At 52.5% G+C, this 25,083-nt stretch carries 22 protein-coding genes, 1 rRNA gene and 1 pseudogene; 16 read left to right on the forward strand and 8 right to left on the reverse strand.

Translation table 11 applies throughout. The annotated features are described in order from the left end of the window. Window positions 1-148 precede the first annotated feature (148 nt). From rrf to C173_RS30580, 9 genes are all read left to right on the forward strand, one after another. Window positions 149-265: ribosomal RNA gene (gene rrf, locus C173_RS30540) — 5S ribosomal RNA — on the forward strand. A gap of 156 nt (window positions 266-421) precedes the next feature. Next, window positions 422-880 carry a hypothetical protein gene (locus tag C173_RS30545; protein ID WP_036732493.1) on the forward strand — a complete coding sequence of 153 codons (459 nt, stop codon included), beginning with the start codon at window positions 422-424 and terminating at the stop codon, window positions 878-880. Further along, window positions 877-1,206 carry a hypothetical protein gene (locus tag C173_RS30550; protein WP_036732498.1) on the forward strand — a complete coding sequence of 110 codons (330 nt, stop codon included), beginning with the start codon at window positions 877-879 and terminating at the stop codon, window positions 1,204-1,206. Before C173_RS30545 ends, C173_RS30550 begins: the two co-directional genes overlap by 4 nt. A gap of 198 nt (window positions 1,207-1,404) precedes the next feature. Next, window positions 1,405-2,064 carry a response regulator transcription factor gene (locus tag C173_RS30555; protein ID WP_036732499.1) on the forward strand — a complete coding sequence of 220 codons (660 nt, stop codon included), beginning with the start codon at window positions 1,405-1,407 and terminating at the stop codon, window positions 2,062-2,064. Between the two features lie 2 nt (window positions 2,065-2,066). Beyond that, on the forward strand, window positions 2,067-3,419 hold the full coding sequence (locus C173_RS30560; RefSeq protein WP_036732500.1) for a sensor histidine kinase: 1,353 nt from the start codon (window positions 2,067-2,069) through the stop codon (window positions 3,417-3,419). A gap of 103 nt (window positions 3,420-3,522) precedes the next feature. Further along, window positions 3,523-4,614: a hypothetical protein gene (locus C173_RS30565; RefSeq protein ID WP_051478686.1), complete on the forward strand. Its 1,092-nt coding sequence runs from the start codon at window positions 3,523-3,525 to the stop codon at window positions 4,612-4,614. A 108-nt stretch (window positions 4,615-4,722) separates the two neighbouring features. Next, entirely contained in the window at window positions 4,723-5,520 is a 798-nt protein-coding gene (locus C173_RS30570; protein WP_036732501.1) for a dihydrodipicolinate synthase family protein, read from the forward strand. 64 nt (window positions 5,521-5,584) lie between these two features. Then, window positions 5,585-6,169 carry a DUF421 domain-containing protein gene (locus tag C173_RS30575; protein WP_036732502.1) on the forward strand — a complete coding sequence of 195 codons (585 nt, stop codon included), beginning with the start codon at window positions 5,585-5,587 and terminating at the stop codon, window positions 6,167-6,169. 54 nt (window positions 6,170-6,223) lie between these two features. Next, entirely contained in the window at window positions 6,224-6,697 is a 474-nt protein-coding gene (locus C173_RS30580; RefSeq protein WP_036732503.1) for an OsmC family protein, read from the forward strand. 20 nt (window positions 6,698-6,717) lie between these two features. Here C173_RS30580 and C173_RS30585 read toward each other — a convergent pair whose 3' ends face one another. From C173_RS30585 to C173_RS30600, 4 genes are all read right to left on the reverse strand, one after another. After that, window positions 6,718-8,142 (reverse strand): sensor histidine kinase, encoded by a 1,425-nt coding sequence (locus tag C173_RS30585; protein WP_442792685.1) that lies wholly within the window; start codon window positions 8,140-8,142, stop codon window positions 6,718-6,720. Between the two features lie 2 nt (window positions 8,143-8,144). Continuing rightward, window positions 8,145-8,831 (reverse strand): response regulator transcription factor, encoded by a 687-nt coding sequence (locus C173_RS30590; protein ID WP_036732504.1) that lies wholly within the window; start codon window positions 8,829-8,831, stop codon window positions 8,145-8,147. Between the two features lie 15 nt (window positions 8,832-8,846). Beyond that, window positions 8,847-10,319, reverse strand: a complete 1,473-nt coding sequence (locus tag C173_RS30595) for a hypothetical protein (RefSeq protein WP_051478690.1) — start codon at window positions 10,317-10,319, stop codon at window positions 8,847-8,849. Window positions 10,320-10,791: 472 nt separating this feature from the next. Next, window positions 10,792-12,213 (reverse strand): glycoside hydrolase family 1 protein, encoded by a 1,422-nt coding sequence (locus C173_RS30600; RefSeq protein ID WP_036732505.1) that lies wholly within the window; start codon window positions 12,211-12,213, stop codon window positions 10,792-10,794. A 139-nt stretch (window positions 12,214-12,352) separates the two neighbouring features. Between C173_RS30600 and C173_RS30605 the strand changes: the two genes are divergently transcribed. After that, a complete protein-coding gene (locus tag C173_RS30605) occupies window positions 12,353-13,324 on the forward strand; it encodes a LacI family DNA-binding transcriptional regulator (RefSeq protein WP_036732506.1) in 972 nt (323 codons plus the stop codon). 74 nt (window positions 13,325-13,398) lie between these two features. Here the strand turns inward: C173_RS30605 and C173_RS33230 are convergent, their stop codons facing one another. The 3 genes and pseudogenes from C173_RS33230 to C173_RS30620 form a co-directional block, all read right to left on the reverse strand. Continuing rightward, on the reverse strand, window positions 13,399-14,097 hold the full coding sequence (locus C173_RS33230; protein WP_051478692.1) for a DUF6710 family protein: 699 nt from the start codon (window positions 14,095-14,097) through the stop codon (window positions 13,399-13,401). Window positions 14,098-14,210: 113 nt separating this feature from the next. Then, on the reverse strand, window positions 14,211-15,179 hold the full coding sequence (locus tag C173_RS30615) for a carbohydrate kinase family protein (RefSeq protein WP_036732507.1): 969 nt from the start codon (window positions 15,177-15,179) through the stop codon (window positions 14,211-14,213). Between the two features lie 33 nt (window positions 15,180-15,212). After that, window positions 15,213-16,262 (reverse strand): annotated as a pseudogene (locus C173_RS30620) (LacI family DNA-binding transcriptional regulator); the annotation flags it as partial. A gap of 444 nt (window positions 16,263-16,706) precedes the next feature. Between C173_RS30620 and C173_RS30625 the strand changes: the two are divergent. From C173_RS30625 to C173_RS30640, 4 genes are read left to right on the forward strand one after another with little or no spacing between them, the layout of a single operon-like run. Further along, window positions 16,707-17,645, forward strand: a complete 939-nt coding sequence (locus tag C173_RS30625) for an ABC transporter permease (protein WP_036732623.1) — start codon at window positions 16,707-16,709, stop codon at window positions 17,643-17,645. Between the two features lie 12 nt (window positions 17,646-17,657). Further along, window positions 17,658-18,539: a carbohydrate ABC transporter permease gene (locus tag C173_RS30630; protein ID WP_036732509.1), complete on the forward strand. Its 882-nt coding sequence runs from the start codon at window positions 17,658-17,660 to the stop codon at window positions 18,537-18,539. An 18-nt stretch (window positions 18,540-18,557) separates the two neighbouring features. Beyond that, window positions 18,558-20,177: an extracellular solute-binding protein gene (locus C173_RS30635; RefSeq protein ID WP_036732511.1), complete on the forward strand. Its 1,620-nt coding sequence runs from the start codon at window positions 18,558-18,560 to the stop codon at window positions 20,175-20,177. Window positions 20,178-20,233: 56 nt separating this feature from the next. Beyond that, complete coding sequence (locus C173_RS30640) at window positions 20,234-21,688, forward strand: glycoside hydrolase family 32 protein (RefSeq protein ID WP_036732513.1); 1,455 nt, start codon at window positions 20,234-20,236, stop codon at window positions 21,686-21,688. Window positions 21,689-21,838: 150 nt separating this feature from the next. Here C173_RS30640 and C173_RS30645 read toward each other — a convergent pair whose 3' ends face one another. Further along, a complete protein-coding gene (locus tag C173_RS30645; RefSeq protein ID WP_036732516.1) occupies window positions 21,839-22,312 on the reverse strand; it encodes a DUF2798 domain-containing protein in 474 nt (157 codons plus the stop codon). Window positions 22,313-22,455: 143 nt separating this feature from the next. On the opposite strand from C173_RS30645, the gene C173_RS30650 reads away from it, so the two are divergent. Together C173_RS30650 and C173_RS30655 are read left to right on the forward strand one after the other, a co-directional pair. Then, a complete protein-coding gene (locus C173_RS30650; RefSeq protein WP_036732520.1) occupies window positions 22,456-22,872 on the forward strand; it encodes a MarR family winged helix-turn-helix transcriptional regulator in 417 nt (138 codons plus the stop codon). A 279-nt stretch (window positions 22,873-23,151) separates the two neighbouring features. Next, window positions 23,152-24,981: an APC family permease gene (locus C173_RS30655; protein WP_036732625.1), complete on the forward strand. Its 1,830-nt coding sequence runs from the start codon at window positions 23,152-23,154 to the stop codon at window positions 24,979-24,981. The last annotated feature ends 102 nt before the right edge of the window (window positions 24,982-25,083 follow it).

Raw genomic sequence — 25,083 nt, forward strand, 5'->3', positions numbered from 1 at the left:
AGATAGGTTGGAGGTGGAAGTGCAGCAATGCATGGAGCTGACCAATACTAATCGGTCGAGGGCTTATCCAAAAAAATAATTCGCAGATTCGTTTCGGATTCAGTTTTCAGGAATCAAATTCCTGAAGCATTTACGCTGTAAATGCCCGTTTGGTGGCGATAGCGGAGGGGTTCCACACGTACCCATCCCGAACACGACCGTTAAGCCCTCCAGCGCCGATGGTACTTGGACCGAAGGGTCCTGGGAGAGTAGGACGTTGCCAAGCACACATGACCACTGTTGAGAAATCAACGGTGGTCTTTTTGTATTGCGGGCGAGGCTCTCATTTTACAACTCTATAACAACTGTCACTCTACTTTATAACATGTTGAGAGTAGGGTAATGGTAGAGAAAATACTATACTCCTGTGGAGGTTATCCCGTTGAATAAGAAGAAGTGGTCTGCTTCTATAGCTGTCCTGTTATGTGCCGGAGGGTTATTCGCCATCAGTGCTGTTGTCGTCCCGAACTTAGTGAACTCTGCCGTGGTCGCCAAAGACAGCACAGCAGCACCACAGAAGGATGTCAGACTACCTCTGACGGAGAGTGTGGTTCCTGTATTGAAAGTTGAGGCTCCCGTGCCGGTATCCACTGTGGAGGATTATCTGCGGAAGAATATGACCCAGGAGCAAATTCAGCAAATTGATGACTTCCTAGACAGAGGACTTGAGCCCCAAGGGGATAGCAGCCGTGAGCTCACAGAATCGGAGACTAAGCGCCAATTGGTACTAGTCTGCATAAAGCGGAATTTGGCTTTCCTTCCCAATGGTGGGTGTATTTCTCTCCCTACAAGGAGCGGACCATGCGGGGACAAGGACAGGAGGTATGGAATTACCATGTGATTATCGATACAGAAACCGGAGTGTTAGTGGATACGACAGCTATTAATGCGGACGCGATAAGAACGCCTATTGACGGAGCTGTGGCTGCCACTCTCCAGAAGGATCAGCGCTGGATCGAGGAAGCTAAAAGGATAATTAAGGATAAGAAAGGTGAGCAAAGGAAAATCGCAAAGGCATATCTGACTGATACCGAGGTGAACAATAAGCGCGGAATGGTTGCGGTAGATGTGTTATTAGAAGACGGCAGCAAATATAATGCGGAATTCCGCTATCCGAGTATGATGTTGCGTTGCCTCATTTATGAGCCTGCCGATAAGGGGAAATAAGCGGGAAGCTTATGTTCAATGAACAAACTAGTCCTGACGATCAAGCAGTTCTTGATTTGTCAGGATTTTTTGGCAGGCGGTTGTGTAAGGTCAGGTTCGGCTTATAGGTTATGGATGCTTTGGAATCTGGTATGATTAAGATTAGGTTACCTATGAAAGGGTATTCTGTGGCTACAGAGTTAGGAGGATATTCGACAGATGGCTCATATACTTGTTGTTGAGGATGAACAGGCGATTAATGATTTAATAACGATGAATCTTAAGCTGGTGGGACATGCGTATTCCAAAGCCTATACCGGCTCAGAGGTTGCGGAATTGCTGGAGAAGGAACGGGCGGATCTCGTCCTGCTGGATGTCATGCTTCCCGGTCTGGACGGGTTCGGGGTGATGGAGCAGATTGCGCCACTACGGATTCCGGTGATTCTGATTACGGCCCGGGGTGCACTCTCTGACCGGATCAGGGGCTTCGAGCTGGGTGCGGATGATTATATTATTAAGCCTTTTGAGATTCTGGAGCTGCTGGCCCGGATTAATGTCGTGCTGCGGAGGAATGAACAGGCCGCCTCTGCTTTTGTATGTGATGGGGTTGAAGTCCGGTTCAAGGAGCGTCAGGTGTGGGTGGATCAGCTGCTAGTGGATCTGACGGCCAGAGAATTCGAGCTGCTTGAAGTGCTGATCCGTAACCGGAATATTGCTCTTTCCAGAGAGAAGCTGCTGGAGCTGGCATGGGGTTATGATTATGCGGGTGATACCCGTACTGTGGATGTACATATCCGGCAGCTGCGCAAAAAGCTGGGCTGGGAAGAACGGATCAAAACCGTGTTCAAGCTGGGCTACCGGCTGGAAGTTCAGGTCTAGCCATGCGGTTCTGGCATAAGATTCTCCTTGCTGTCCTGGTGCTGTTTATAGCGGCACTTGATGTAAGTGTCGTGATGGTGATGAAAAAAAGCTGGCAGCTGAACACGGCCAGTGAGAGCAAACGTGCGACCAGCGAGCAGCTACTAATTACGAATAATATCTATGAGAATCTGGATTCCATTCGGGCAAGAGGCGTCTCCCTTACCCCGGCACTGCTGGTCAGTGTGGCCAAGTCCTATGGAGAACACTACCGTAAGCAGGGGATAGAGCTGGAGCTGCGGGATGATGGACTGCTGCTCTATCCTGGTGAGAAAGAACAGCACGCTGTGCAGGAGGAGCATATCATGACGTTAGCGATGCCGCTCCCGGCTCCCTATCAGCATCTGGAGCTGGCCTATAACCGCGATATTAGCGGTCTGTATGCCCAGCAGCAGGAGCTGAACCGTTTTTTTGTGATGATTAACTGGATTGTAGGGCCGCTTCTTGTGGTACTGCTCTACCTTCTGATCCGGCATCTGACTAAGCCACTCAAGCTGTTGTCGGAGACGACAAAGACGATTGCCGAAGGTGACTATTCCAAGCGTGTGGAGCTGAACAGCAGGGATGAATTCGGGGAGCTGGCCTTCAACTTTAACAAGATGGCTACTGTGATAGAGCAGCGGATGAGCGATCTCGCAGGCATGGCTGAGGATAAACAGCGGATGGTCGATAATCTAGCTCATGAGCTGCGGACACCGCTAACCAGTATGCAGGGATTTGCGGAGCTGCTGACCACAGCTAACATAGATCAGGACGATCAGGTCAAAGCGGGCCGCTATATTCTCAGTGAGACGGTGCGGCTGAAGAATCTGGCCTTCAAGCTGCTGGATCTGTCCGTTCTGCGGCATCAGCCGCTGATGTTGGATGAGGTAGACGTGGCTTCGCTATTCGACACAGTGGCCCAGACCGAGCAGCAGAGGGTAACAGATAACGGATTACTGCTGGAGCTGGATAGCACCATTCCTGCCGTATGGGGAGATGCGGATCTTCTGGCCTCTTTTCTGGTGAATCTGATTGAGAATGCCATTCCTGCGTCCCCGCCAGGCAGCACAATCCGCTTGCTGGCCTATCAGCAGGACGGAGAAGGGGTGCTTGAAGTACAGGACAGCGGGAGCGGAATGACAGAAGAGCAGAGCAGGCGGGCATTTGAGCCTTTCTACCGTGCAGATTCTTCACGTTCGCGGGCCTATGGCCATGCAGGTCTGGGTCTCTCTCTATGCCGCCAGATTGCCGAAGCGCATCAGGCCAGAATTGAGCTGCTATCTGCTCCTGGTGAGGGGACGAGCATCCGGCTTTTTTTAAGCTCCACTTTGTGAAGCTATTTTACAACTCCATAACAACTGCTCCTCTACTCTATAATATCCCGGGATTAAGCTATGGATAGAGTTAATATCCTGAATCCCGATGGAGGTAATACAATTGAACAAGAAAAAGTGGTCTGTTACTATGGCAGTTGTCCTATGCTCAGGCGGTATGTTCGCATTCAGCGGACTCCTTGTCCCCAGTCTGGCGAACTCAGCAGTCATCGCAAAGTACAGTACGGCAACTCCGGTCAGTGCTAAGGCAAGTCCGGCAGGAAGCGCTGTTCCTGTGCTGAAGGTGGAGGCACCCGTGCCGGTATCTACCGTGAATGATGATCTGCTGCTGAAGCAGATGACTGAGGAGCAGATCCAGCAAATCTACGACTATATGGAGCTACCGGGCGATCCGAACACTTCAGGCCGGGAAATGACCGAAGCGGAGATCAACCGCAGGCGGGTGCTGGAAGATCAATATGTCTATGATGGTGTGCGGCCACAGAAGCCATTGCCGCTACAGGCGGGGCAGGGAGAAGTGTATTTCGATATAAAGACCAATACGTATTATCAACCGGAGCGCACCTGGACGGATGAAGAGCTGTTGCAAATGATTGACTGGTCCTACCGGCTTAATCTTGTGGCATCCAAACGTAATATCACTGCTCCGGCCGTTGCCGTACCGCAGAAATTCAGCAAGGCTGAAGTACAGGCACGGGCGGCTGAAAGTGTGCGCAAGCTGTTCGATGCCGATGTCTCCAAGCTGAAAACAAATGTTATGCTGGTGGAACCGGGTTATGGCATACCTTCATTTTGGTCGGTTCACTCTGAACCATATAAGTCGCTTACTCTGCTTGGACAAGGTCAGGAATACTGGCAATATAGTGTGCAGATCGATCCTGACACCGGGGTGGTGGTTGATACGACAGCTTTTAACTCTGTGATGAAAAGAACCCCTATCGACGCGGCAGCTGCGGCTGCCATGAAGAAGGATGACAGCTGGGTAAAGGAAGCTACCCGGATTGTAAAGGACAAGCAGGGAGAGAAAAGAAAGATAGTGAAGGCGTATCTGACAGGCACTGAGGTAAACAATAAACGCGGGATGGTGGCCGTGGATGTGTTGCTGGAAGACGGCAGCAAATATAATGCGGAATTCCGCTATCCGGGTAAACAGCTGCGTTGTCTGATCTATGAGCCTGCCGGTAAGGCTAAGTAAGCGGGAAGCCGTGTTGCTATAGAACTGAATTTATCCTGATGATCAAGTCTCTCTTGATTCATCGGGATTTTTTGTTACATTAGAGAGAAGAAAGGAAGGGGTGAGGGGATGAAAAGATTAAATGTGGCGATTCCAACGCCTTTTCATGGGGATGAGGGTCTGAATACAGACGGATTTGCGCCTATCGTGGCTTACCAGCAGCAAAACGGCATCGAATCCCTGCTGATCTCAGGAAGTACTGGCGAGCAGCATTCGCTGAGTATTGAGGAAAGATTAGAAATTATTGAATATTTTAATCAAAAGCGTTCTCCGGGGATGGAGCTGATCTTCGGCGTGTCCGCGATAAGAACCCGTGATGCTGTCCGGCTGGTGCAGGAGGTGGAGACATCAGTGATGGATGTGCTGCTGATCGGATTTCCCCCGTATATCCGGCCTACGCAGCAACAGGCGGTTGCTTATGTGGAGGAACTGCTTAGTCATACGAGCAAGCCCGTAGCGTTGTATAATAATCCCGGCCGGACCGGATTTGATCTGACCCCGGAGTCGCTGTACACGTTAATCCTGCGCCATCCGAATATTGTCGGCTACAAGGAAACAGGCGATTTGCAGCGGCATATGGGAGTGGAGTATCCGGAGGGGTTCATTCTTTTTGCAGCAGGGGATATGAGGCTTGTGGAGAATTTCGCCTCAGGCCCTTGCAATGGCCTCTCCAGTGTGGCGGGGAATCTATACCCCTTGGAGATCAAGAGCGCGGTGGAGCGTCTGCTGCGGAAGGAGCAGGTGGAGGCTGGACCTTTGGAGGACATAGTGGCGCAGGTGTTCAGCGGGCATGCGCTTGTCAACATCAAGCAGCATTACAACCGGTTGGGGATTCCGGCGGGTGTGTGCCGGGCTCCGATTCTCTAGATATGCATATTCGCCTCCTGTAAGACAAAAGCTAGCCTATCTACTGTCAAAAGGAGACGGAGCGATGAATGAAATCTGGAGCGAAATCTGGAAGGCGCTGGTGCTGATCATTGTCGGGATGCTGGTGCTGCGGCTAGCCGGCCGCAAATCGATCTCGCAGATGACGATTCCTACGACGATCGCCATGATCTCAATTGGGACGATTATTGTGCAGCCGATCGCCGATCATAGTATTCTGATTACTATAGTTGCAGCAGCCGTATTCATCATAGTGTTAATTATAGTGGAATGGCTGCAGGTACGGTGGAATGCTTTTGAGCGGCTAATTAAGGGGCCTGCGGTTATTGTTATTGCGGAGGGACAGCTTCAGCCTAAGAATCTGAGGAAGCTTAGATTAACCGTCGATGAGCTGGAGATGAGCCTGCGGGGACAGGGTATCTCCAGGCTTAGCGATGTCAAAACGGCGACGATTGAGCCTAACGGCCAGCTCGGATATGAATTACAGGATTCCGCAAAGCCGGTCACTATGGCCCAGGTAGAGGCGCTTTTTGCTACGTACCTGGGCGGAAGCTGTCCAGCGAATGAGACTGAATACCTGGATCAGCCTGATCGGCAGACGGGGCTTTTTGACGAGATTAAGTTGCAGTAGAAGTGTAGAGATGGCTGTAAAATCAGCTAAGCAGAAAAGAAAGGACGGAGTGAGATGAAGCATCCTTTTCACCTGAAGGCGGTATGGAATGGAGGGCGGAACAGCGAAGGGCATATTGATGCGGGCGGACTGCGGACGGTTATATCGATTCCGCAGGAGATGGGCGGGCCGGGAACCGGCACGAACCCGGATGAGATGCTGCTGGGTGCAGCAGCGACCTGTTACCTGATTACTCTGGCCGCAATGCTGGAGCGTTCGGAGATTGTTCCAGAGGAGCTGACCCTGGCGTCTGAAGCGACAGTAGATGTCACGAATAATGTGTTCACGTACGAAAAGATCGTGCACAAGCCTAGCATTGTGCTCCAGGCTGGTGCGACACCGGCGCAGCTGAAGATGGCAGAGCGGCTGGCACATAAGGCTGAAGCCTCCTGTATGATCTCCAGAGCCGTGGCCGGTAACGTCTCTATAGAGACTAAGCCAGTTGTGGAAATCGCGCACGGGAGCGGACAAGCCCGGGTAGAGTTATAGAAGCACAGGGGGATACAGAGCTAGAGCTGCACTGGTGATGCAAAATGCTGCTCCACCTCGTAGCGCGGCAGCTCAACAATTACCGAGGTTCCTTTGGTGAACTCACTCTCGATCCGCAGACGCCCGTCATGCAGCTCGATAATTTCTTTGCAGATGGCAAGGCCCAGGCCGCTGCCGGACTGACGGGAGCGGCCTTTGAAGAATTTGGTGCCAAGCTGCGTCAGATCCGCGGCCTCGATGCCTTCGCCGTTGTCAGCCACGGTGACGATTATCCATTGCCCTTCGAGCACTGCGGTAAGGCGGATCTCACCCTCCGCAGGGGTGAACTTGAACGCATTATCCAGCAAATTGACAAACACCTGCTTCAACCGGTTAAAATCACCGTCCACCGGCAGCGGCTGATCGGGAAGGTCGGCATAGAGGCGGATCTGCTTCGTCTGCCCCCGGTATCTGAATTGCAGCAGCAGATCCTCCAGCAGGCCTCTGAGATCATACGGCTGGCGCACAATGCGGATCTCTCCGGCCTGAAATTTGGAGAAGTCGAGCAGATCCTCCACCAGGCCGATCAGCCGGTCTGTCTCCCCGGTCATGACCTCAAGCCCCTGCAGGATCTCCTGCCTATCTGATAAATCACCGACCAGCAGCGTTTCCCCCCAGCCTTTGATGGAGGTAAGCGGGGTCCGCAGTTCATGGGTGACGGAGGAGATGAAATCATATTTGAGCTTCTCACTCTTGAGAATTTCCTCCGACATATAATTCAGCGTTACCGCAAGGGTGCCGACTTCATCGTCATAGCGCCTCGCTGCCCGGACGGCAAAATTACCGGTGGCCATTTCCTTGGCGACCCCGGTCAGCTGCTGGATCGGCCCTACGATCCGTTTGGCGATAATCAGGCTGAGCATGAAGCCGAATCCAATGACGAGTAGCCCGATGACGGCTGCATTGAGTGCGATCCGGATAATAACATGATATAAAGGCTCTGCCGAGACCGAGTACCGCAGCAAGCCGATTGTGCTCCCCGACTCCTTCAGCGCGATAGAGACTGCCATAATTCGTTCCCCGTTCACTGGCTTGATGCTCTGAAAGCTTCCTTTGCCGCTGGTCAGAGCTGCTCTCACATCAGGGGTACTCACCTGCTCTGTACTGGAGAAGCCGAAGGAATTAATGACCACGTGCCCAGCTGGACTCAGTACTTCCACCTTACTGCTCTCCTCAGGGGAGAGATTCTCCAGAATATAACGCGCCCGCTCATTCAAGCTATAACTCTCCAGATACTTATTGAAAAAGGTCGCTGAAGTCGTGGCCCTTGTATTCAATGTCTCCATCGCACTGCCCAGATAATAATAGTGGACAGCAGCGATGAACACTCCCTCCAGCAGCAGCACGATCAGGAGCAGCACAAGGGTAATATAGACGATAAGTCTGGACCTGATTCCCTTCAGCACAATTAGCCCCTCCAAATATATCCGAATCCCCACACGGTCTCGAGGAACTGCGGCCCGGAGGACTCCTGTCCGATCTTCTGGCGGATTCGGCTGATATTCACATCTACAATTTTAAGATCCCCCATGAAGTACTGCCCCCATACGGCTGTCAAAATATCATCCCGGTTCATGGCCTTGTTCGGCTGTTCCATCAGCAGCTTAACGATCATAAACTCGGTTGGAGTCAGCGGGATATCCTGCCCGTCCTTCAGTAATTTCCGTTCATCCAGCAATAGTGTAAAAGGCGGCAGCTCGATAAGATTCTCCTGCGGCAGCGCTTCTCCCGGATACATCCGGCGGTAGAGCGAGCGCACCCGGGCGACCAGCTCCACCGGACTGAAGGGCTTGACCACATAGTCGTCTGCGCCGGATTCCAGGCCCATGACCTTGTCGATTTCCTGGCTTTTGGCGGTGAGCATAATGATTCCCAGCCGGGGGAAGTGTGTCCGCAGAAGGGTGCACACCTCGAACCCGCTGAGTCCGGGTAGCATCAGGTCGAGAATCGCGATGTCAAAATCTCTCTGTTCTCTTGCAATGCGCAGCGCCTCTTCACCGGTAGAAGCCTCCGCGATCTCGAAGCCTGCCCGCTTAAGGTTGATACACAGCAGATCACGGATAGGCTTCTCATCTTCCAGTATCAGCACTTTCATGAATAGCTCTCCTTCTTATTGCCGGGGCTTCTGGGGTGTGCCGGCCAGCTGAACGACTTCATCTAATGTCAGCTTCAGCTGATTATAATTCTGCAGATCGGCCCCCTGCAGCTTGCCGGCGGCATCCGCTGCGGGCATTACGGCAACGAATAGGGTAGGCTCCGTGTCATTGTTAGAGTTCCCCTGCTCATACAGCAGCTTATACTCTCTATTCTCAGCCTTCAGCTGGACCTCTGCGGCAGCCCATGCCTTCTTCGTCAGCAGGCGAAGCTCCAGCAGCGGAGCCTTCACAGCAGACCCGGTATTCTTGTAGCTGAACTGGAGCTTCTCCCAGGGCTGGGGTGATTCTCCCGGAACCTCCAGCAGGGTCTGGCCCGCCCAGGACTTGGGAATACGGAAGTTGAAGCCCCAGCGGTCGAACTGCTCCTGCACGAAGGTCAGGCCGGTCTGTCCGTCCCACTGATAATATTTGGTGATGAATGGGGTCGCCAAGGGAGCCATGCTCTCCGTACCGGCTGGCGGCACCAGGAAGCCGAATTCCAAGATCCCGTCATTATTCACATCCAGGCTGGACTGCGGGTAGTCCTTAATTGCAATACTGCTGCTGCCAAGCAGGTCAGGAGAGACGGCTGGCGGAGACAGCACCAGATCCTTGCTTGCAGCGAGCGCAGTACGCTGATAATCATCTGTTGCCAGTATATCAGTAAACCTGTCTTTTTCCCAAGTTAGAAGTGAAGTATAGGAAGCATGTGCGCCAATGGCGGCATCGATGACAATTGCGTTCCGGGTAGGGGACGCCTTGCCGAACTGGGCTTCGATCACATTACCGTCCAGCTTCTGGTCGGATAAGGTCTGTAGTGTACCGTCCTTGAGCCGGAGCAACAGGAGATGGGTCTCACGGATGTTATCTGTGGTGTAGGTACTCTGAAGCAAGGCAATATCGGTATGCCCGCTTCCGGTCAGGTCGCCAAGGACCAGCTGGTCGTAAGGCTGCTTAAGCAGCTCGGTCAGCTTGCCGCCGCTTAGGCTGTAGACCGCCAGCTCTTTGCTTAAGCCCTCCCCGCCGCCGTATCCGAGCAGCAGCTCCTCCGCTCCGTCACCGGTAACATCTGTGAAGGACACTTCATTCAATTCGCTGCCTACCCCGGTAAGGTTAGCCAGCTTGGTCCACTTGCCGTTCTGCTGTGAGAGGAGGAGAGTATTGATCTCGTAATCGGTTTTGTCTGTCTTGTAGAAGGCCAGAAGCTCCTCCTGCCCGTCCTTGTCCAGATCCTGTAATTGAATCGCACTGCCGGATTCCGAGTGGATGGGAACCGTTAAATGCGCGTTGGCCGGTAGAAAGGATTTGACGATTCCGGTAAGATTGCCGTCGCTATTCCCCTGTGCCGGGGCTTGAAGCAGATCGCTTGGCGTCTTCATGGTGCCACAGCCTGAGGCGATCAGGCTTAAGAATAAGAGGCTGCTGAGGCCGAAGGTATATTTGTTCATTGCAGTTACGCTCCTTAGGATTCATCTGTGGCTAGTATATCCTAACCTTTCGGGCAATTAGTTTCAAAATGGTAAAGGAGCTGACTGAAGATATTAATATGAGATGGAATATGAGATGGAATGGCAGTAACGGTAACGCAAAGCTTAAACTCGTCGCTGCGGTGAACATTTGGACTTTCGGCCGCTGTTGTATACAGATTTCTTGATTCAAGCCGCTGTTTGCGGTTGAAATCCGTATACAAAGGCGGTCGCTATCGCTCCTACAGTTCCAAATTTCCCCTCCGCTCCTTCCCAGCTTTTTGTTAATGGCTTATTCAACTGAAATTGATATCTTCAGTTATTGGGGGGAGGAGGGCAGGCAAAGAACGGCAGAATGGGCCGCTGTCGCTACCATTCCTACAATTTAATATAAAAAGGCTGTCCCAATCAGCCTTTTATGGCTTTTCGGGACAACCTGTATTGTCTGGCTATTCTATTCGCCTGAGCGCCGCAGGCTCTGTCCGTTGGTAGCAATAACATCCTTATACCAGTGGAAGGATTTCTTGCGGTAGCGCTCCAGGGTTCCTGTATTGTCGTCGTGGCGGTCTACATAGATGAAGCCGTAGCGTTTACTTAGTTCAGCGGTTGATGCACTGACCAGGTCAATACAGCCCCAAGAGGTGTAGCCCATGACTTCAACGCCGTCCTCGATGGCTTCGCCCACCTGCACCAGATGGTCATTCAGGTACTCAATCCGGTAGTCGTCATTGACGGTTGGCACGCCGTCTTCGCCGGTGATCAGCTCATCCTTGGCTCCGAGTCCATTTTCCACAATAAATAGCGGCTTCTGGTAACGGTCATAGAACATATTCAGCACATAGCGCAGACCCTGCGGGTCAATCTGCCAACCCCATTCGGAAGCCTTCAGGTATGGATTAGGTGCGCCCCCGATCAGGTTGCCTTCCTGGGTACGTTTGCTGCTGTCTCCGGTCTCACAGATGCTCACATAATAGCTGAACGAGATAAAGTCAACGGTATGCTTGAGAATGTCCGCATCGCCAGGCTCCATGTGAATCTCAATGCCGTGCTCTCTGAAGTAACGTTTCATATAGCCAGGGTACACGCCTCTCGCATGCACATCTCCGAAGAAGTAATTCATATGCTCTGACTTCATTGCCGCAATGACATCGTCCGGGTTAGGGGTGAGCGGATATGTTGGCATGCTTAGGATCATACAGCCGATTTGGGCCTGCGGATTGATCTCATGTCCGATTTTGACCGCTGTAGCACTTGCGACCAGCTCGTGATGAATGGCCTGGTACAGATCCTGCTTGCTCAGCTTGTCCTTCGGTGTATAGATCCCGCCGCTCATGAATGGCTCGTGCAGGATGGAGTTGATCTCGTTGAAGGTCAGCCAGTACTTCACTTTATCCTTGTAGCGGGTGAATACCGTTCTGGCGTACCGTTCATAGAAGCCGACTAGTTGCCGGTTCACCCAGCCGTCATACTGCTTGGACAAGTGCAGCGGAGTTTCGTAGTGGGAGAGGGTCACCAGCGGCTCAATGCCGTATTTGTGACATTCATCGAACAGGTCATCATAGAATTGCAGGCCTTGCTCGTTAGGCTCCAGCTCATCACCGTTCGGGAAAATTCGCGACCAGGCGATTGAGGTACGGAAGACCTTGAAGCCCATTTCGGCAAAAAGCTTAACATCTTCTTTGTACCGGTGGTAAAAGTCGATGCCGACCAGCTTCATATTATCCTCGGTAGGCACCTCGGTGATAGGGCCCCTGATTCCTTGCGGAGCTACGTCTTGAGTGGACAGGCCTTTGCCGTCTTCGTTGTATGCGCCTTCCAATTGGTTCGCAGCGACTGCGCCGCCCCACAGGAAGCCTTCAGGAAATGGTGTATTCATTGATAATCCCGCCTTCTATTAGTTATGGATTCAGATATGGTAAGCTGTTCATAGGTCCTATAATTCAATGCTAAATGTTGTAACGCGTTACATGTCAAGTATTATTATAAAGATGAAAAATTATGTAAGGAGAGCCATCATGTCGAATCTGGATCAAATCGCTAAACTGTCGGGATTCTCCAAAGCTACAGTATCGAGGGTGCTGAATCGTTCTCCCCATGTGAGCCAGGCAACGCGGGAGATCATCCTGAAGATCATGGAAGAGCTGGACTATGTGCCCAATGGCAATGCCATCTCCTTGTCCACAGGAGAGACGATGCAGATCGGGATGGTAACGGAGGGGATTAACGAGGTAATGCTGCCTTTTCTGAACAGCTTCGTGGAGACTGCGAGCCGGCACGGATATCAGACGATTATCTATACCTCCGGGGGTGATCCGGCCAAAGAGCTGCAAGCCTTCGAGGATATGCGGCGCAAAAGAGTCGATGCACTGGTCATCAGCACCTGCGTTAACGATCAGGCGCTCCTGGGCTCTTACTGCAAATATGGGCCAATTGTCTCCTGGCAGCGGATGGAGCTTCCCGAGATTCAGAGTGTCGCCATGAATCAATATGACGGGTACATGCTGGGACTTGAGCATGTGATCGGACGGGGTTATACGCGGATTGCCAATGCTTGGGGCCGGCCGGCCAGTATGAATACCTCCGGGCGGATACAGGCGTACCAGGATGCTGCCCGCAAATATCATCTGGAGGTGAACCAGGAATGGTCGCAGACAGGGATCTTTTCCATCCGGCAGGGTGAGGAGCTGATCCGCAGGCTGCTGCTGATTGCTGGCGGGCCTCCGAATGCCATCCTCTGCGCCAATGATATGGTAGCGGCAGGGGTGCTGAGCGAAGCCCGCAGACTTAAGGTGAAGGTACCGGAGGAGCTGGCGATTGTCGGCTTCGACAACACGGAGCTGGCCCATACGCTGGGGATCACCTCAATTAATAATCCGATTGGCGCACAGGCGCAGAATGCGCTGCATCTGATTCTCGGCAAGCTGGGGGGAACAGAAGCCGGGCAGCAGGAGCTGGAATTTCAGCTCGTACAGAGAGCTACTACTTGAATAAGCCGTGAACCGTCCGATTTGGGCGGGTTCGCGGCTTCTTTGCTGTTTGGGGAATTATGGTTTGTCGTCCTTCAGAAAATAATCTTCTGCGCCGCCATGATCCGGCCGATCTCAAAGATAGCGGCGCATTCCACGAAATGAACCTCGGAGATAATCGAATGGTCATGCGTTCTATAGTAATACCTGCCGTCGGTATACACGTGATCATAGATGAGGCTGATGTCATACACCGAGGTGGGGTAGAGCTCCCCTTCGCCCTTGGCGATCCCCGCCGTTATGGAATGATGCCCTGAGCCTTCCACGAAGGAGATGCCAAGAGGGAGCCAGAGGGTAACCTGATGATCCTTATCCTGCCGCCAGCTTCCGTTCAGGGTACCTTCACCGATGCGGATCAGACTGTCGCGCAGCTTGCGGGGAATCCAGGGGGAGGGGAAGACCAGGTCACGTGCCAGGTTGATGATTCTGCTGCTGTTGTCAATCTGCCGCATCAGGAAGTGGAAGCTCCGTCCGTCCAGCGTCACCTCGGCCCATTCATCAAAGAACAGGTTGTCCGAGAACATCCGCTCCATCTGGTCGACCTCCCCGTAGAGCGCGGGCATCAGCATGAGCTGGCTCTGAATACGTCTGCCTATCAGCCGGATGAAGTCCACAATCGGATGGGTCTCGGGCTGGAAATAACCATAATTGATATCATAATAAAAGCCGAGATTCTCATTGATTAAATCCTTGGCAAACGCCATGAGATTATCGAATTCTTGTTTCATCGTCATGCAAAAGCTGCTCCTTCAACCATATGATAATGTGCTTATCATATTACGTGCCATGCTCCCCTGTCTGTGATGAAAACAGCAGGTAAAGATTGGTTTAACAGCAGCTCCGCAGCTTACCCGGCAAATTCCTGGACCTCGTCCAGTGTCGGCAGCGCAGCAATCGCCCCGACCTTGGTGCAGACTATCGCCCCCACCCGGTTGGCGAAGGTGACGAATTCTTGCTGCAGCTCCGCGCTGCGGGTGAAGTCCGCCGGATGGGCCAGCTGGCTGATCCGGCAGAGCAGCGCTCCGATGAAGGCATCGCCGGCACCCGTGGAATCGATGGACTTCACGGTGATGCTCGGAATCAGCAGCCGGGAGTCCGGGGAGGAGATGAGGGTGCCGTCTTTGCCCAGAGTAACGGCTACTGCTCCGGCTCCCCACTCATGCAGCATATCAAGGGCGGCATCACGGTCCGCTTCGCTTGTAATCAGCTGCAGCTCCTCGTCGCTGACCTTTACCAGATCGGCCTTGGAGATACCGGCTCTGGACAGCGTGATGAATTCCTCCTGCCGCCCGGTCCACAGATCGCCCCGGTAGTTGGGATCGAAGGAGACGAACTGTCCGTTCGCCTTCGCTTCATCCATGAGCGTCATATAGACCTCGCGGAAGGGATCAGCCAGCAGCGCTGTCGCCGAGCCGAAATGAAGCATGGCCGCCTCACGGACGGCTGCCCGGTCAATCTCTTCGAGCCTGAGCAGCCGGTCTGCTCCGCGGTGGAACACGAAATCGCGTTCCCCGTTCGCTGAGCGCGAGACAAAAGCCAGTGTGGTCGGGCTTGCGGGATCAAGCAGCAGCATCGAGGTATCCACGTTCTGTTCTTCCAGCGTCTGCTTCAGGAAGAAGCCGAATGGATCGGCTCCGACTTTGCCGAGGAAGGCGGAGTGGCCGCCGAGCCGGGCAATGGCTGCACTTACGTTCGCTGGGGCTCCGCCGGCCTGCTTGGAGAAATGCCGCCCTGCGGTCAGGCTGACGTCAACATCGGTGCAAAAGAAATCAATGAGCAGCTCGCCCGCACAAAGGACTGAACCATGTAGTTTCATTGTGAAATAACCTCCAGGCAGAATGGGTTGGTATTAGCTAAGAGCGGGGGTAGAGTCCCTGAATACAACGTCTGTAGCGACATGTGTCACCTGATAAGGCTTGGCAGGGTCCTTGATCCGGGAGAGCAGCATTTCGGCAGAGACAATCCCCATATGACCGCTGTAAATATGTACCGTTGTCAGATGGGGTTCGATGATCCGGGATTCCGAGGCATCGTCGAAGCCGCAGACCGCAACCTGCTCCGGCACCTTGATTCCTCTGTTCTTAAGTGACTTCATGACACGAATTGCGATGAAGTCATTGGCGCAGATGAAGGCGGAGGGCCATTCGTCAAGGGCGTCCAGCTGCTGATCCATCCAGTCCGCCTCCAGCATGTAGTCCCGGTCCTGACCCACAATGCATAATTCGGGATTGAGCGGGATACCGGCCGCAGAGAGTGCCCGATTGAAGCCGATCCAGCGTTCATTGAAGCTGCGGCAGTGGTTGTAATCGCCTACAAAACCGAAGCTCTGCACTCCCTGATCCATCAGCTTGCGGGTCATGGAACACACACTGTGCTCATTCTCCATGAGCATCAGATCTGCCTTCAGCTCCGGATAAATAATATCGGACGCGCAGTCAATGAAGATCGTTGGAATGCCGAGCTCGGTAACCAGCCCGCTGTATTCTTTACTGAACATTTCAATACAAATGATGCCGTCCACATTCGCAGGCTCGAAATTGCCGGGCAGAGTCATACCGTTAATATCGTTCTCCCGGACAAAATAAATGGACAAGGTATAGCCTTCGGTACTGATACGCTTCTCCAGTCCGCTGAGCAGCTGGGAACCGAAGTGGGAGCTGTTGGGGAGATTGCTGGTCAAAAGGGCGATATTGCCCTGATTCTCAGAGGCGCTGCCTGCTGCTTCCAGATAGGAGAATTGTTTATATTTGAGCTCGACGGCCTTGTTGATGACCTTCTCCCGGGTCTCGGGAGGAATGCTCTCTGCACCGTTCAGGGCTTTGGAGGCCGTATTTCTGGAGATGCCTAGCGCATCTGCAATGTCTTGAATGGTGACCTTTGCTTTCTTCATCACTATGTTCCACCTTTGTTTCCCCGTATTAGTAACCTCTGCTACCTAATATATAGCATTTACTCAAAATTGACAACGTAATTTTACAAATGCACAAATTAATTTTACAATTAAAAAATTAAAGACACCTTTAAGTGCTAATATCTATGTTAATGTTACATTTGCACTGTATAATGCACGGTTTTAATTATTTTTTGTGCAAAATGTATTGACTTATAATCACGATCTCTGATAAATTGTAAAGGAAAAACATGTTCAAATGTAAATTTGAAAACCTATTCATTTTGTTAAATGTAAATTAATAGTTAGACCGGAGGTGGGTAACCTAACCGTCAGGAGGATAGACAGATCCGGGCGGACCTATGCCATGTGAATGGCAAGCTAGCAGCGGCCCTGTTGCACAGCAGCATTAGCACAGCCGCACTGTAAGGAGGGGGAAAATTGGCAAATCCGATGCTTCAACAAAGGGGTACTGAACTCAAATCACGTAAATCAATTCTAAGCTATCTGCGCCGGAATTATATCCTGTATTTATTCTTGGCTCCGGCTGTAATTCTTACCGTTATATTCAAATACGTTCCAATGTACGGCGCTATTATTGCCTTCAAGGATTTCAGCCCGCGCAGAGGCATCCTGGGCAGCGCATGGGTGGGCTTCGAGCATTTCGAGCGGTTCCTCTCCTCGCCGAATTTCTACGATATTCTAATGAATACGCTTAAATTAAGCGCCTACGGGCTGATTCTGGGTTTTCCGGTGCCGATTGTGCTGGCGCTTATGCTGAATCTGATCCGCAGCGCGAAGCTGAAGAAGAACATCCAGCTGATTGTGTATGCACCTAATTTTATCTCGGTTGTGGTTGTCGCAGGGATGCTGTTTGTCTTTCTGTCGCCGACAGGTGTGGTGAACGCGCTCATTACTACTTTTACAGGTAAGCCGGTGTCCTTCATGAGTGATCCCGCTTACTTCCGTACCGTATATATTCTGTCAGGCATCTGGCAGACGGCAGGCTGGTCCTCGATTATCTATGTAGCCACTCTGGCCGGTGTAGATCCGCAGCTTCATGATGCGGCGACGATTGACGGTGCCTCCCTGCTGAAGCGCATCCGCCATATCGATCTGCCCGCGCTGAGGCCGGTGATGGCCGTGCTGTTCATCCTTGCCGCAGGCGGCATCATGTCCATCGGCTATGAGAAGGCCTTCCTAATGCAGACGGCGCTCAATACCCCGACCTCGGAGATCATTGCGACCTATGTGTACAAGGTGGGTCTGCAGGCCGGCGATTATGCCTATTCCACCGCTATCGGATTATTCAATTCCGTCATTAACGTAATCCTGCTGGTCTTCGTCAATACGGTCGTCAAGCGGCTGAACGAAGGGGAAGGGCTGTATTAAAAGGAGGTAAGTATGGATATTCAATATTCCGGGAAGGACCGGATTCTGGTTGTTATCACGTATATATTGCTTGGTTTGTTCATCCTGGTCATTCTGTTTCCGCTGGTGTATGTCGTGCTGGCCTCCTTCTTAACACCGAATGTGCTCATTACCAAGGGGCTGGCCATTGCGCCGTCGGACTGGACCATTACAGGCTACGTCAAAATTCTGAGCAACGACGCGATGATCCGCGGCTTCTTCAACGCTTTGTTCTACTCTGCCGCCTTCGCGCTGGCTACGGTATTCTTCTCCGTCTTCGCGGCGTATCCGCTGTCCATTGAGGGACTGGCCGGGAAGCGGCCGGTAATGATCTTCTTCCTGATTACGATGTTCTTCGGCGGCGGTCTGATTCCGACCTATCTGGTCGTGAAGGATCTGGGGATGCTGAATACGGTGTGGGCGGTGATCCTGCCGGGGGCGATCAGCGTGTTCAATATTATTCTGGCGAAGACCTATTTCCAGGGTCTGCCCAAGGAGCTGTTTCAGGCGGCGAGTATCGACGGGGCGTCTGATCTGGGCATTTTCTTCCGGATTGTATTGCCGCTGTCCAAACCGATTATCTTCGTGCTGGCTTTATATGCCTTCGTGGGGCAGTGGAACTCTTATTTCGATGCCATGATTTATCTGGACGATTCCCGGCTGTTCCCGCTGCAGCTGGTGCTGCGTTCAATCCTGATTCAGAATCAGGTGCAGCCCGGCATGATTGCCGATGCACTGGCCCAGGCGGAGCTTAAGAAATTGTCTGAAATGATCAAATATTCTGCCATTGTTATCTCCAGTCTGCCGCTTATCGTGATGTATCCGTTCTTCCAGAAATACTTCGAGAAGGGCGCCATGGTCGGCTCCATTAAATAATATTAGGGGGAATCTCATATGAAAAAAACATTGCAAACCTTGTCTGTGCTGGCACTCTCGGCTTCCGTGCTTGCGGGCTGCGGCGGAGGGGGCGGCAATTCCTCGGCTTCGGAGGATTACAAGCTGGAGAATGTGACGCTGCCTCTTAAAGAGAAGGTATCGCTGCACTTCATGTCCCAGAGCTCAGCGCTGGCGCCTGCCGATCCGAACGAGAAGCTGATCTACAAGCGGCTGGAGGAGAAGTCCGGGGTCCACATCGATTTCACCAACTACACGAACGACGCTTTTATTGAGAAAAGAAATCTGGCTGTAGCCAGCGGAGACCTGCCGGATGCAATCATCGATGCCGCGTATTCGGATTATGATCTGCTGACCCTGGGCAAGGACGGAACGATTGTGCCGCTGGAGGAGCTGATCGAGAAATACATGCCGAATCTGCAGAAGGTGCTGGCCGCCGCGCCGGAGTACAAATCGATGATGACTGCGCAGGACGGGCATATCTATGCTTTTCCATGGATTGAAGAGCTGGGCTCCGGCAAGGAGAGCATTCATTCGGTCAACGGGATGCCGTGGATCAATGTGGAATGGCTGAAGAAGCTGGGACTCGCTATGCCAACTACGACGGAGGAGCTGAAGAAGGTGCTGGTTGCCTTCAAGAATGATGATCCGAACGGGAACGGCCAGAAGGATGAGATCCCGCTGTCTTTTGTGCTGAATAACGGCAATGAGGATATGAACTTCCTGTTCGGTTCGTTCGGTCTCGGGGATAATGGCGATCACACGGTGGTTACCAATGACGGCAAAGTGGTCTTCACCGCAGGCCAGGACGGATATAAAGAGGGCATTAAGTATCTGAACGAGCTGTACCAGCTGGATCTGATCGACGAAGAGGCGTTTGAACAGGATTACAACACCTATCTGGCCAAAGGGCAGAGCGGGCGCTACGGTCTCTATTTCCAGTGGGATAAAGCCAATATTACCGGGTTCAACGATAAATATGATCTGATGCAGCCGCTTGCCGGACCGGACGGAGAGGTCAATGTAGCCCGTACGAACAACTTCGGTTTTGACCGTGGACGGATGGTTATTACCGGTTCAAACAAGAATCTGGAGCTTACCGCCAAGTGGATTGACCAGCTCTATGAGCCGCAGCAGTCGGTTGAGGACAACTGGGGAACGTATGGGGATGAGACGCAGCAGAATATTTTTGAATACGATGAATCGGCCAAAATGCTGAAGCATCTGCCGCTGGAAGGCGCGGCTCCGGTTGAATTGCGCCAGAAAACCAGCATCGGTGGACCGCTGGCGATCCTGGATGAATACTACGGTAAGGTGACTACCAAGCCGGATGATGCTGCTTGGCGGCTGGACCTCATGAAGGAGAAGCTGGTGCCTTATATGAAGGCCGATAACAACTTCCCGCGTGTTTTCTACTCCCTGGAGGATCAGAAGGAATTGACCGCCATTGAGACGGACCTGTTCGCTTATGTGAACCGCAAGCGCGCGGAATGGACCAAGACCGGTAAAGTGGAAGAGGAATGGAAGGATTACCAGGCAGAGCTGTCCAGACTCGGGCTGGACAAATGGCTGGAGATCAAGCAAAGAGGATATGACAGCTATCTCAAGAACAAAGGCTGAGACTGCACTAGCTGCGGAACATGATGAACTTATAAATAGATAAAGGTGGTAATGGAGTGGAAATTATCGGGAGAACCAAACACAGGCCGGCGCTGCATTTTACGCCGGAGCAGCATTGGCTGAATGATCCAAATGGATTGGTTTATTACGAAGGGGAATATCATTTGTTCTATCAGTATCATCCGCATTCCTCCATCTGGGGGCCGATGCACTGGGGTCATGCCGTCAGTAAGGATCTGATTAACTGGGAGGAGCTGGACATTGCGCTGTACCCGGATGATCACGGCTATGCGTTCTCCGGCAGCGCAGTCGTTGACTGGAATAATACCAGCGGGCTGTTCCCGGAGAAGCCGGGTATCGTTGCCATCTATACCAGTCATCAGGAGCCGACGGAATCGTCGCCTGCCGTGCAAAGACAGAGCCTGGCCTACAGCCATGACAATGGCCGGACCTGGATCAAGTATGCAGGCAACCCGGTGCTGACGCATCCTTCCAAGGCCGATTTCCGTGATCCGAAGGTGTTCTGGTCTGAAGCTCACGGGAAATGGATGATGGTGCTGGCGACCGATCAGACAATCACGTTCTACTCCTCCCCGAATCTGCGGGAGTGGAGCCTGGAGAGTGAATTCGGCGAGGGTGCAGGCTCTCATGATGCAGTATGGGAATGCCCGGATCTCTTCGAGCTCCCGGTGGAAGGAACAGGAGACAGCAAGTGGGTGCTGCTGGTCAGCATCGGTGATAACAGCGGGGCGAGATTTGGCTCGCGGACGCAATATTTCGTCGGTGGCTTCGACGGCTCCGTCTTCACACCGGAGCACAGCGACATCCGCTGGCTGGATTATGGCAAAGACAATTACGCAGGGGTCAGCTTCTCCGACATTCCGGCTGCGGACGGGCGGAGGATCTTCATCGGCTGGATGAGCAACTGGCGGTATGCCAATCAGGTTCCAAGCCAGGGCTGGCGCGGAGCGATGACGATTCCGCGGGTACTGACGCTGCATGATGCGGCAGACGGCCGGATGTTGATCCGCCAGCAGCCGGTAGCAGAGCTAGATCCTTACTTCGCGGCAGAGTCTGCGGCATTGCCGGAGATGCTGCTGCTACCGGGCGAGCGCCAGGATATCAAGTGCAAGGATTCAGCCCTGGAGCTGCGGCTTACGCTTGCGGACAATGAAGCGAAAGAATTCGGTCTTATTATTCATCATACAGCTACTGAGTATACTGAACTCATTTACTCTGCTGCTGAAGACACTCTAACCCTGCACAGAGATCAGTCCGGCGAGACCGGCTTCTCAGAAATATTTCCCGATCTCCAGAGCACCGGGGGAATCGGCAGCCTGAAGAGCCTGCGTATCCTGCTGGATGCCTGTTCGGTGGAGGTATTCGCCAATGACGGCCTTGCCGCCATCACCAGCCTGGTCTTCCCTGAAGGCATCTGCTCGGGCCTAAGCTTCTATGCTAAGGGCGGCAGTGTACGGCTCCAGGGCGGGCGCCTGTCTTTCATGGAATAAATAATCAATAGAATGAATCCCGGACAAGGGTGTTCCGCACAGTCATGAGGTCATGGCTTGCTGAGCACCCTTTTTGGTATGGCGGGAACACCACAGCCATGGCTGTAGGCCATTATTCGAGTAAAAGCGGCGGACTGGTTTCAGCCAGCCCTAGACGCCGGGTGCTGCCGTACGGACCGGAAACATCCGGCTGAACAGGAAGCGGGTCAGCGGACCGGCCACCAGCAGCTGGAGCGGCAGGGCGCAGATGAAATTAAGCCCCAGGATGGAGAAGTAATGACGGAAGAAGTTGTCCCCGAATCCGAAGTGTGCTAGTGTGCCGTATAGAGACATGAGAATGACCATGCCGCAGACCATGAAGCAAGAGATCGTCAGCACTTTGCGGATCTGGGGTGCGGACGGCTTCACTATTTTGAAGGCCAGCCCTTTGGCAATTCTGCCAACCACCACAATATCGCAGAACAGGGCAACGGCAAGTGCCGGGAGCAAGCCCACAGCCACATCCGTGAGCAGTCTGCTGTTGAATCCGTTGGCTATAATCACATTGTAAAAAGACATAAAGACGACCATGCAAAAACACATCATACTGGTGAAAATTAAAGCTTCCTTTTTGTTACTGCCCATGTTTCCTAACTCCCTTAAATGTAAGTTTGTCAAACTTCACTTATAGTAGCAGTGGGATGGATCATTGTCAACCTAGTTGACAATTGGAGCGACAGTAATTCTCGGTAAGACGGAACTGCATTTCTATAATGGAGGTCTTGTAAATGAAGGAATATATGAGCGGGTTGAATCTGGTCGATATGATCAGCGAGAAGCACAAGGTTCTGCGCGACAAGGTAAACCAGATGAGCGGCGAGCCGCTGAATAAGACAGAGACGCATATTCTGGCGATGCTGGAGCAGCACGGCGTTCTGTCCATTTCGGAGATCAGCAGGCTGATCAGCATTTCCCGCCAGGGGACGCAAAAGACGATCAACAATCTGCTGGCTGAAGGTTACGTGGATACTGCTGCTAAGGAAGGGAATAGCCGGGACAAGCCTATCGTGCTCACTGCGAAGGGGACAGCGGCTTGCCGGAGTATGCTGGAGATCAAGCAGAATATTGAAGCTGAAATCACGGCACGGATCGGCAGGGAGCAGGTGGAGCTGCTGCGGACGCTGCTTACACAGGACTGGCTCTGAGACATCCTGAAAATGGCTGAATATAGCAAAAAAAGCTGAAATAAGCAAACGGGACGGAGCGGAAAGCCTGCTTGGTCCCTTTTGCTGTGTCTTTCGGCGAATATCATTTGTTATTCATGGTTTGGGGTTTGTCTAGGATATCTGCATATATACAGATGGTGATAAAAGAATTAATGTAGTATCGAACGGCAGCAAAAATAGTGTCTGTATCCAATTAAAGGTCCAGATTTTATTCGTGCACCAGGGGTAATATAACAATAAAAAAGTCGGTGAGTGATGATGATGTCTTCGGTAAAAAGGTTCCTGATCGGACGGCCGCTGAAGTCCGATCAGCTGGGAGAACAGAAGCTTAACAAAACCAAGGCCCTAGCCATACTGTCCTCAGATGCTTTGTCCTCTGTGGCCTATGGCCCGGAGCAGATTCTGCTGGTGCTGATCACGGTTAGTACAGCCGCATTCTGGTATTCCATTCCGATTGCAGGCGGGGTACTGGTGCTTCTGCTGGCCCTGATACTCTCCTATAGGCAGATCATCTTCGCCTATCCCCAGGGCGGCGGAGCTTATGTTGTATCCAAGGAGAATCTGGGTAAATATCCGGGTCTGATTGCCGGGGGCTCCTTGCTCGTCGATTATATACTTACCGTAGCGGTCAGTGTCTCTGCGGGAACGGATGCGATCACTTCAGCTTTTCCGAGCCTGCATCCTTATAATGTGATAATTGCCATCATCTTCGTCCTGCTGATCACGACACTGAATCTGCGCGGGGTCACCGAGTCGGCCTCTTTCCTGGCGTACCCGGTCTATCTGTTCGTACTGGCGATGTTCATTATGATCGGGCTGGGCCTGTTCAATGTGCTGACCGGAAGAGTACCGGCGGAGCTTCACACCTCACTGGGAACACCGGTGGCCGGAATCAGCCTGTTCCTGCTGCTGCGGGCGTTCTCCTCAGGCAGCTCGGCGCTGACTGGGGTGGAGGCCATATCAAATGCGATCCCCAATTTCAAGGCACCGGCACCGAATAATGCAGCTAAAACCTTAGCGGCGATGGGAATTCTGCTCGCGCTGTTATTCTCAGGCATCGTGTTTCTGGCGTATTATTACGGCATTGCTCCGCGTGAACAGGTTACGGTGGTGTCCGATATTGCCGAGCATGTCTTTGGCCGCAACTTCATGTATTATGTCGTGCAGGGAACGACAGCCTTAATTCTGGTTCTGGCGGCGAACACCGGATATTCCGCATTTCCGCTGCTGGCTGTGAATCTGGCGAAGGATAAATTCATTCCCCGGATGTTCACCGTACGCGGAGACCGGCTGGGGTACTCGAACGGAATTCTCAGCCTGGGTATCTTGTCGATTATCCTGATCATTGCCTTTAAGGGGCGGACAGAGCATCTTATTCCGCTGTATGCAGTCGGGGTCTTCATCCCGTTCACCCTGTCGCAGACAGGCATGATCGTCAAATGGCTCCGGCACAAGCCAGAGGGCTGGCTGCCTAAGCTTATCATCAATGCAATCGGGGCGCTGATCAGCTTCATTGTCACGATGATGTTCTTCCTGACCAAATTCACGCAGGTCTGGCCGGTCCTGGTCTTTCTGCCGCTGATTATCCTGTTCTTCTACCGCATCTACAAGCATTATGAATCGGTCGCCGATCAATTGCGGGTAGCCACCTGCGGGGAGCCGCCGCTTGCGATTGAAGGGAATATCATCATCCTGCCGGTAGCAGGGATTACCCATGTGGTGGAGAATTCCTTGCGGTATGCCAAGTCACTGAGTGCGCAGCAGATTATCGCCGTCCACATCCCGTTCGAGCGGGAGGATGACGCTATTTTCGAAGAGAAGTGGAAGAAATTCCATCCTGAAGTACGGCTGGTAACGCTGTATTCACCTTACCGCAGCATCATTCATCCATTGACCAAGTTCATTGATACGGTTCAGCGCAAGGCCAGCGAGTCGAATTATCAGGTGACCGTCATTGTCCCTCAATTCATACCGAAGAAGGGCTGGCATAACATTCTGCATAACCAATCGAGCCTGCTGATCCGCGCGCATCTGCTGTACCGGCGCAATGTAATTATCACTACCGTCCCTTATCATTTGAAAAAATAACAGGATTATGCACATGGAAGCCTCCAGCTTACGGATATCCGCAGGCTGGGGGCTTTCTGTACCTCCCCGGGATGTGTTAAGCTTGACTCCATAAGAGAAGAT

The sequence above is a fragment of the Paenibacillus sp. FSL R7-277 genome, from assembly GCF_000517965.1.
Classification (GTDB): Bacteria; Bacillota; Bacilli; order Paenibacillales; family Paenibacillaceae; genus Paenibacillus_AQ; species Paenibacillus_AQ silagei.

Bases quoted from the DNA above. Each gene is read 5' to 3' on its own strand.
- C173_RS30555 (WP_036732499.1), top strand. From the start codon at position 1,405: ATGGCTCATATACTTGTTGTTGAGGATGAACAGGCGATTAATGATTTA.
- C173_RS30560 (WP_036732500.1), top strand. From the start codon at position 2,067: ATGCGGTTCTGGCATAAGATTCTCCTTGCTGTCCTGGTGCTGTTTATA.
- C173_RS30570 (WP_036732501.1), top strand. From the start codon at position 4,723: ATGAAAAGATTAAATGTGGCGATTCCAACGCCTTTTCATGGGGATGAG.
- C173_RS30575 (WP_036732502.1), top strand. From the start codon at position 5,585: ATGAATGAAATCTGGAGCGAAATCTGGAAGGCGCTGGTGCTGATCATT.
- C173_RS30580 (WP_036732503.1), top strand. From the start codon at position 6,224: ATGAAGCATCCTTTTCACCTGAAGGCGGTATGGAATGGAGGGCGGAAC.
- C173_RS30590 (WP_036732504.1), bottom strand. From the start codon at position 8,831: ATGAAAGTGCTGATACTGGAAGATGAGAAGCCTATCCGTGATCTGCTG.
- C173_RS30595 (WP_051478690.1), bottom strand. From the start codon at position 10,319: ATGAACAAATATACCTTCGGCCTCAGCAGCCTCTTATTCTTAAGCCTG.
- C173_RS30600 (WP_036732505.1), bottom strand. From the start codon at position 12,213: ATGAATACACCATTTCCTGAAGGCTTCCTGTGGGGCGGCGCAGTCGCT.
- C173_RS30605 (WP_036732506.1), top strand. From the start codon at position 12,353: ATGTCGAATCTGGATCAAATCGCTAAACTGTCGGGATTCTCCAAAGCT.
- C173_RS33230 (WP_051478692.1), bottom strand. From the start codon at position 14,097: ATGACGATGAAACAAGAATTCGATAATCTCATGGCGTTTGCCAAGGAT.
- C173_RS30615 (WP_036732507.1), bottom strand. From the start codon at position 15,179: ATGAAACTACATGGTTCAGTCCTTTGTGCGGGCGAGCTGCTCATTGAT.
- C173_RS30625 (WP_036732623.1), top strand. From the start codon at position 16,707: ATGCTTCAACAAAGGGGTACTGAACTCAAATCACGTAAATCAATTCTA.
- C173_RS30630 (WP_036732509.1), top strand. From the start codon at position 17,658: ATGGATATTCAATATTCCGGGAAGGACCGGATTCTGGTTGTTATCACG.
- C173_RS30635 (WP_036732511.1), top strand. From the start codon at position 18,558: ATGAAAAAAACATTGCAAACCTTGTCTGTGCTGGCACTCTCGGCTTCC.
- C173_RS30645 (WP_036732516.1), bottom strand. From the start codon at position 22,312: ATGGGCAGTAACAAAAAGGAAGCTTTAATTTTCACCAGTATGATGTGT.
- C173_RS30650 (WP_036732520.1), top strand. From the start codon at position 22,456: ATGAAGGAATATATGAGCGGGTTGAATCTGGTCGATATGATCAGCGAG.
- C173_RS30655 (WP_036732625.1), top strand. From the start codon at position 23,152: ATGATGTCTTCGGTAAAAAGGTTCCTGATCGGACGGCCGCTGAAGTCC.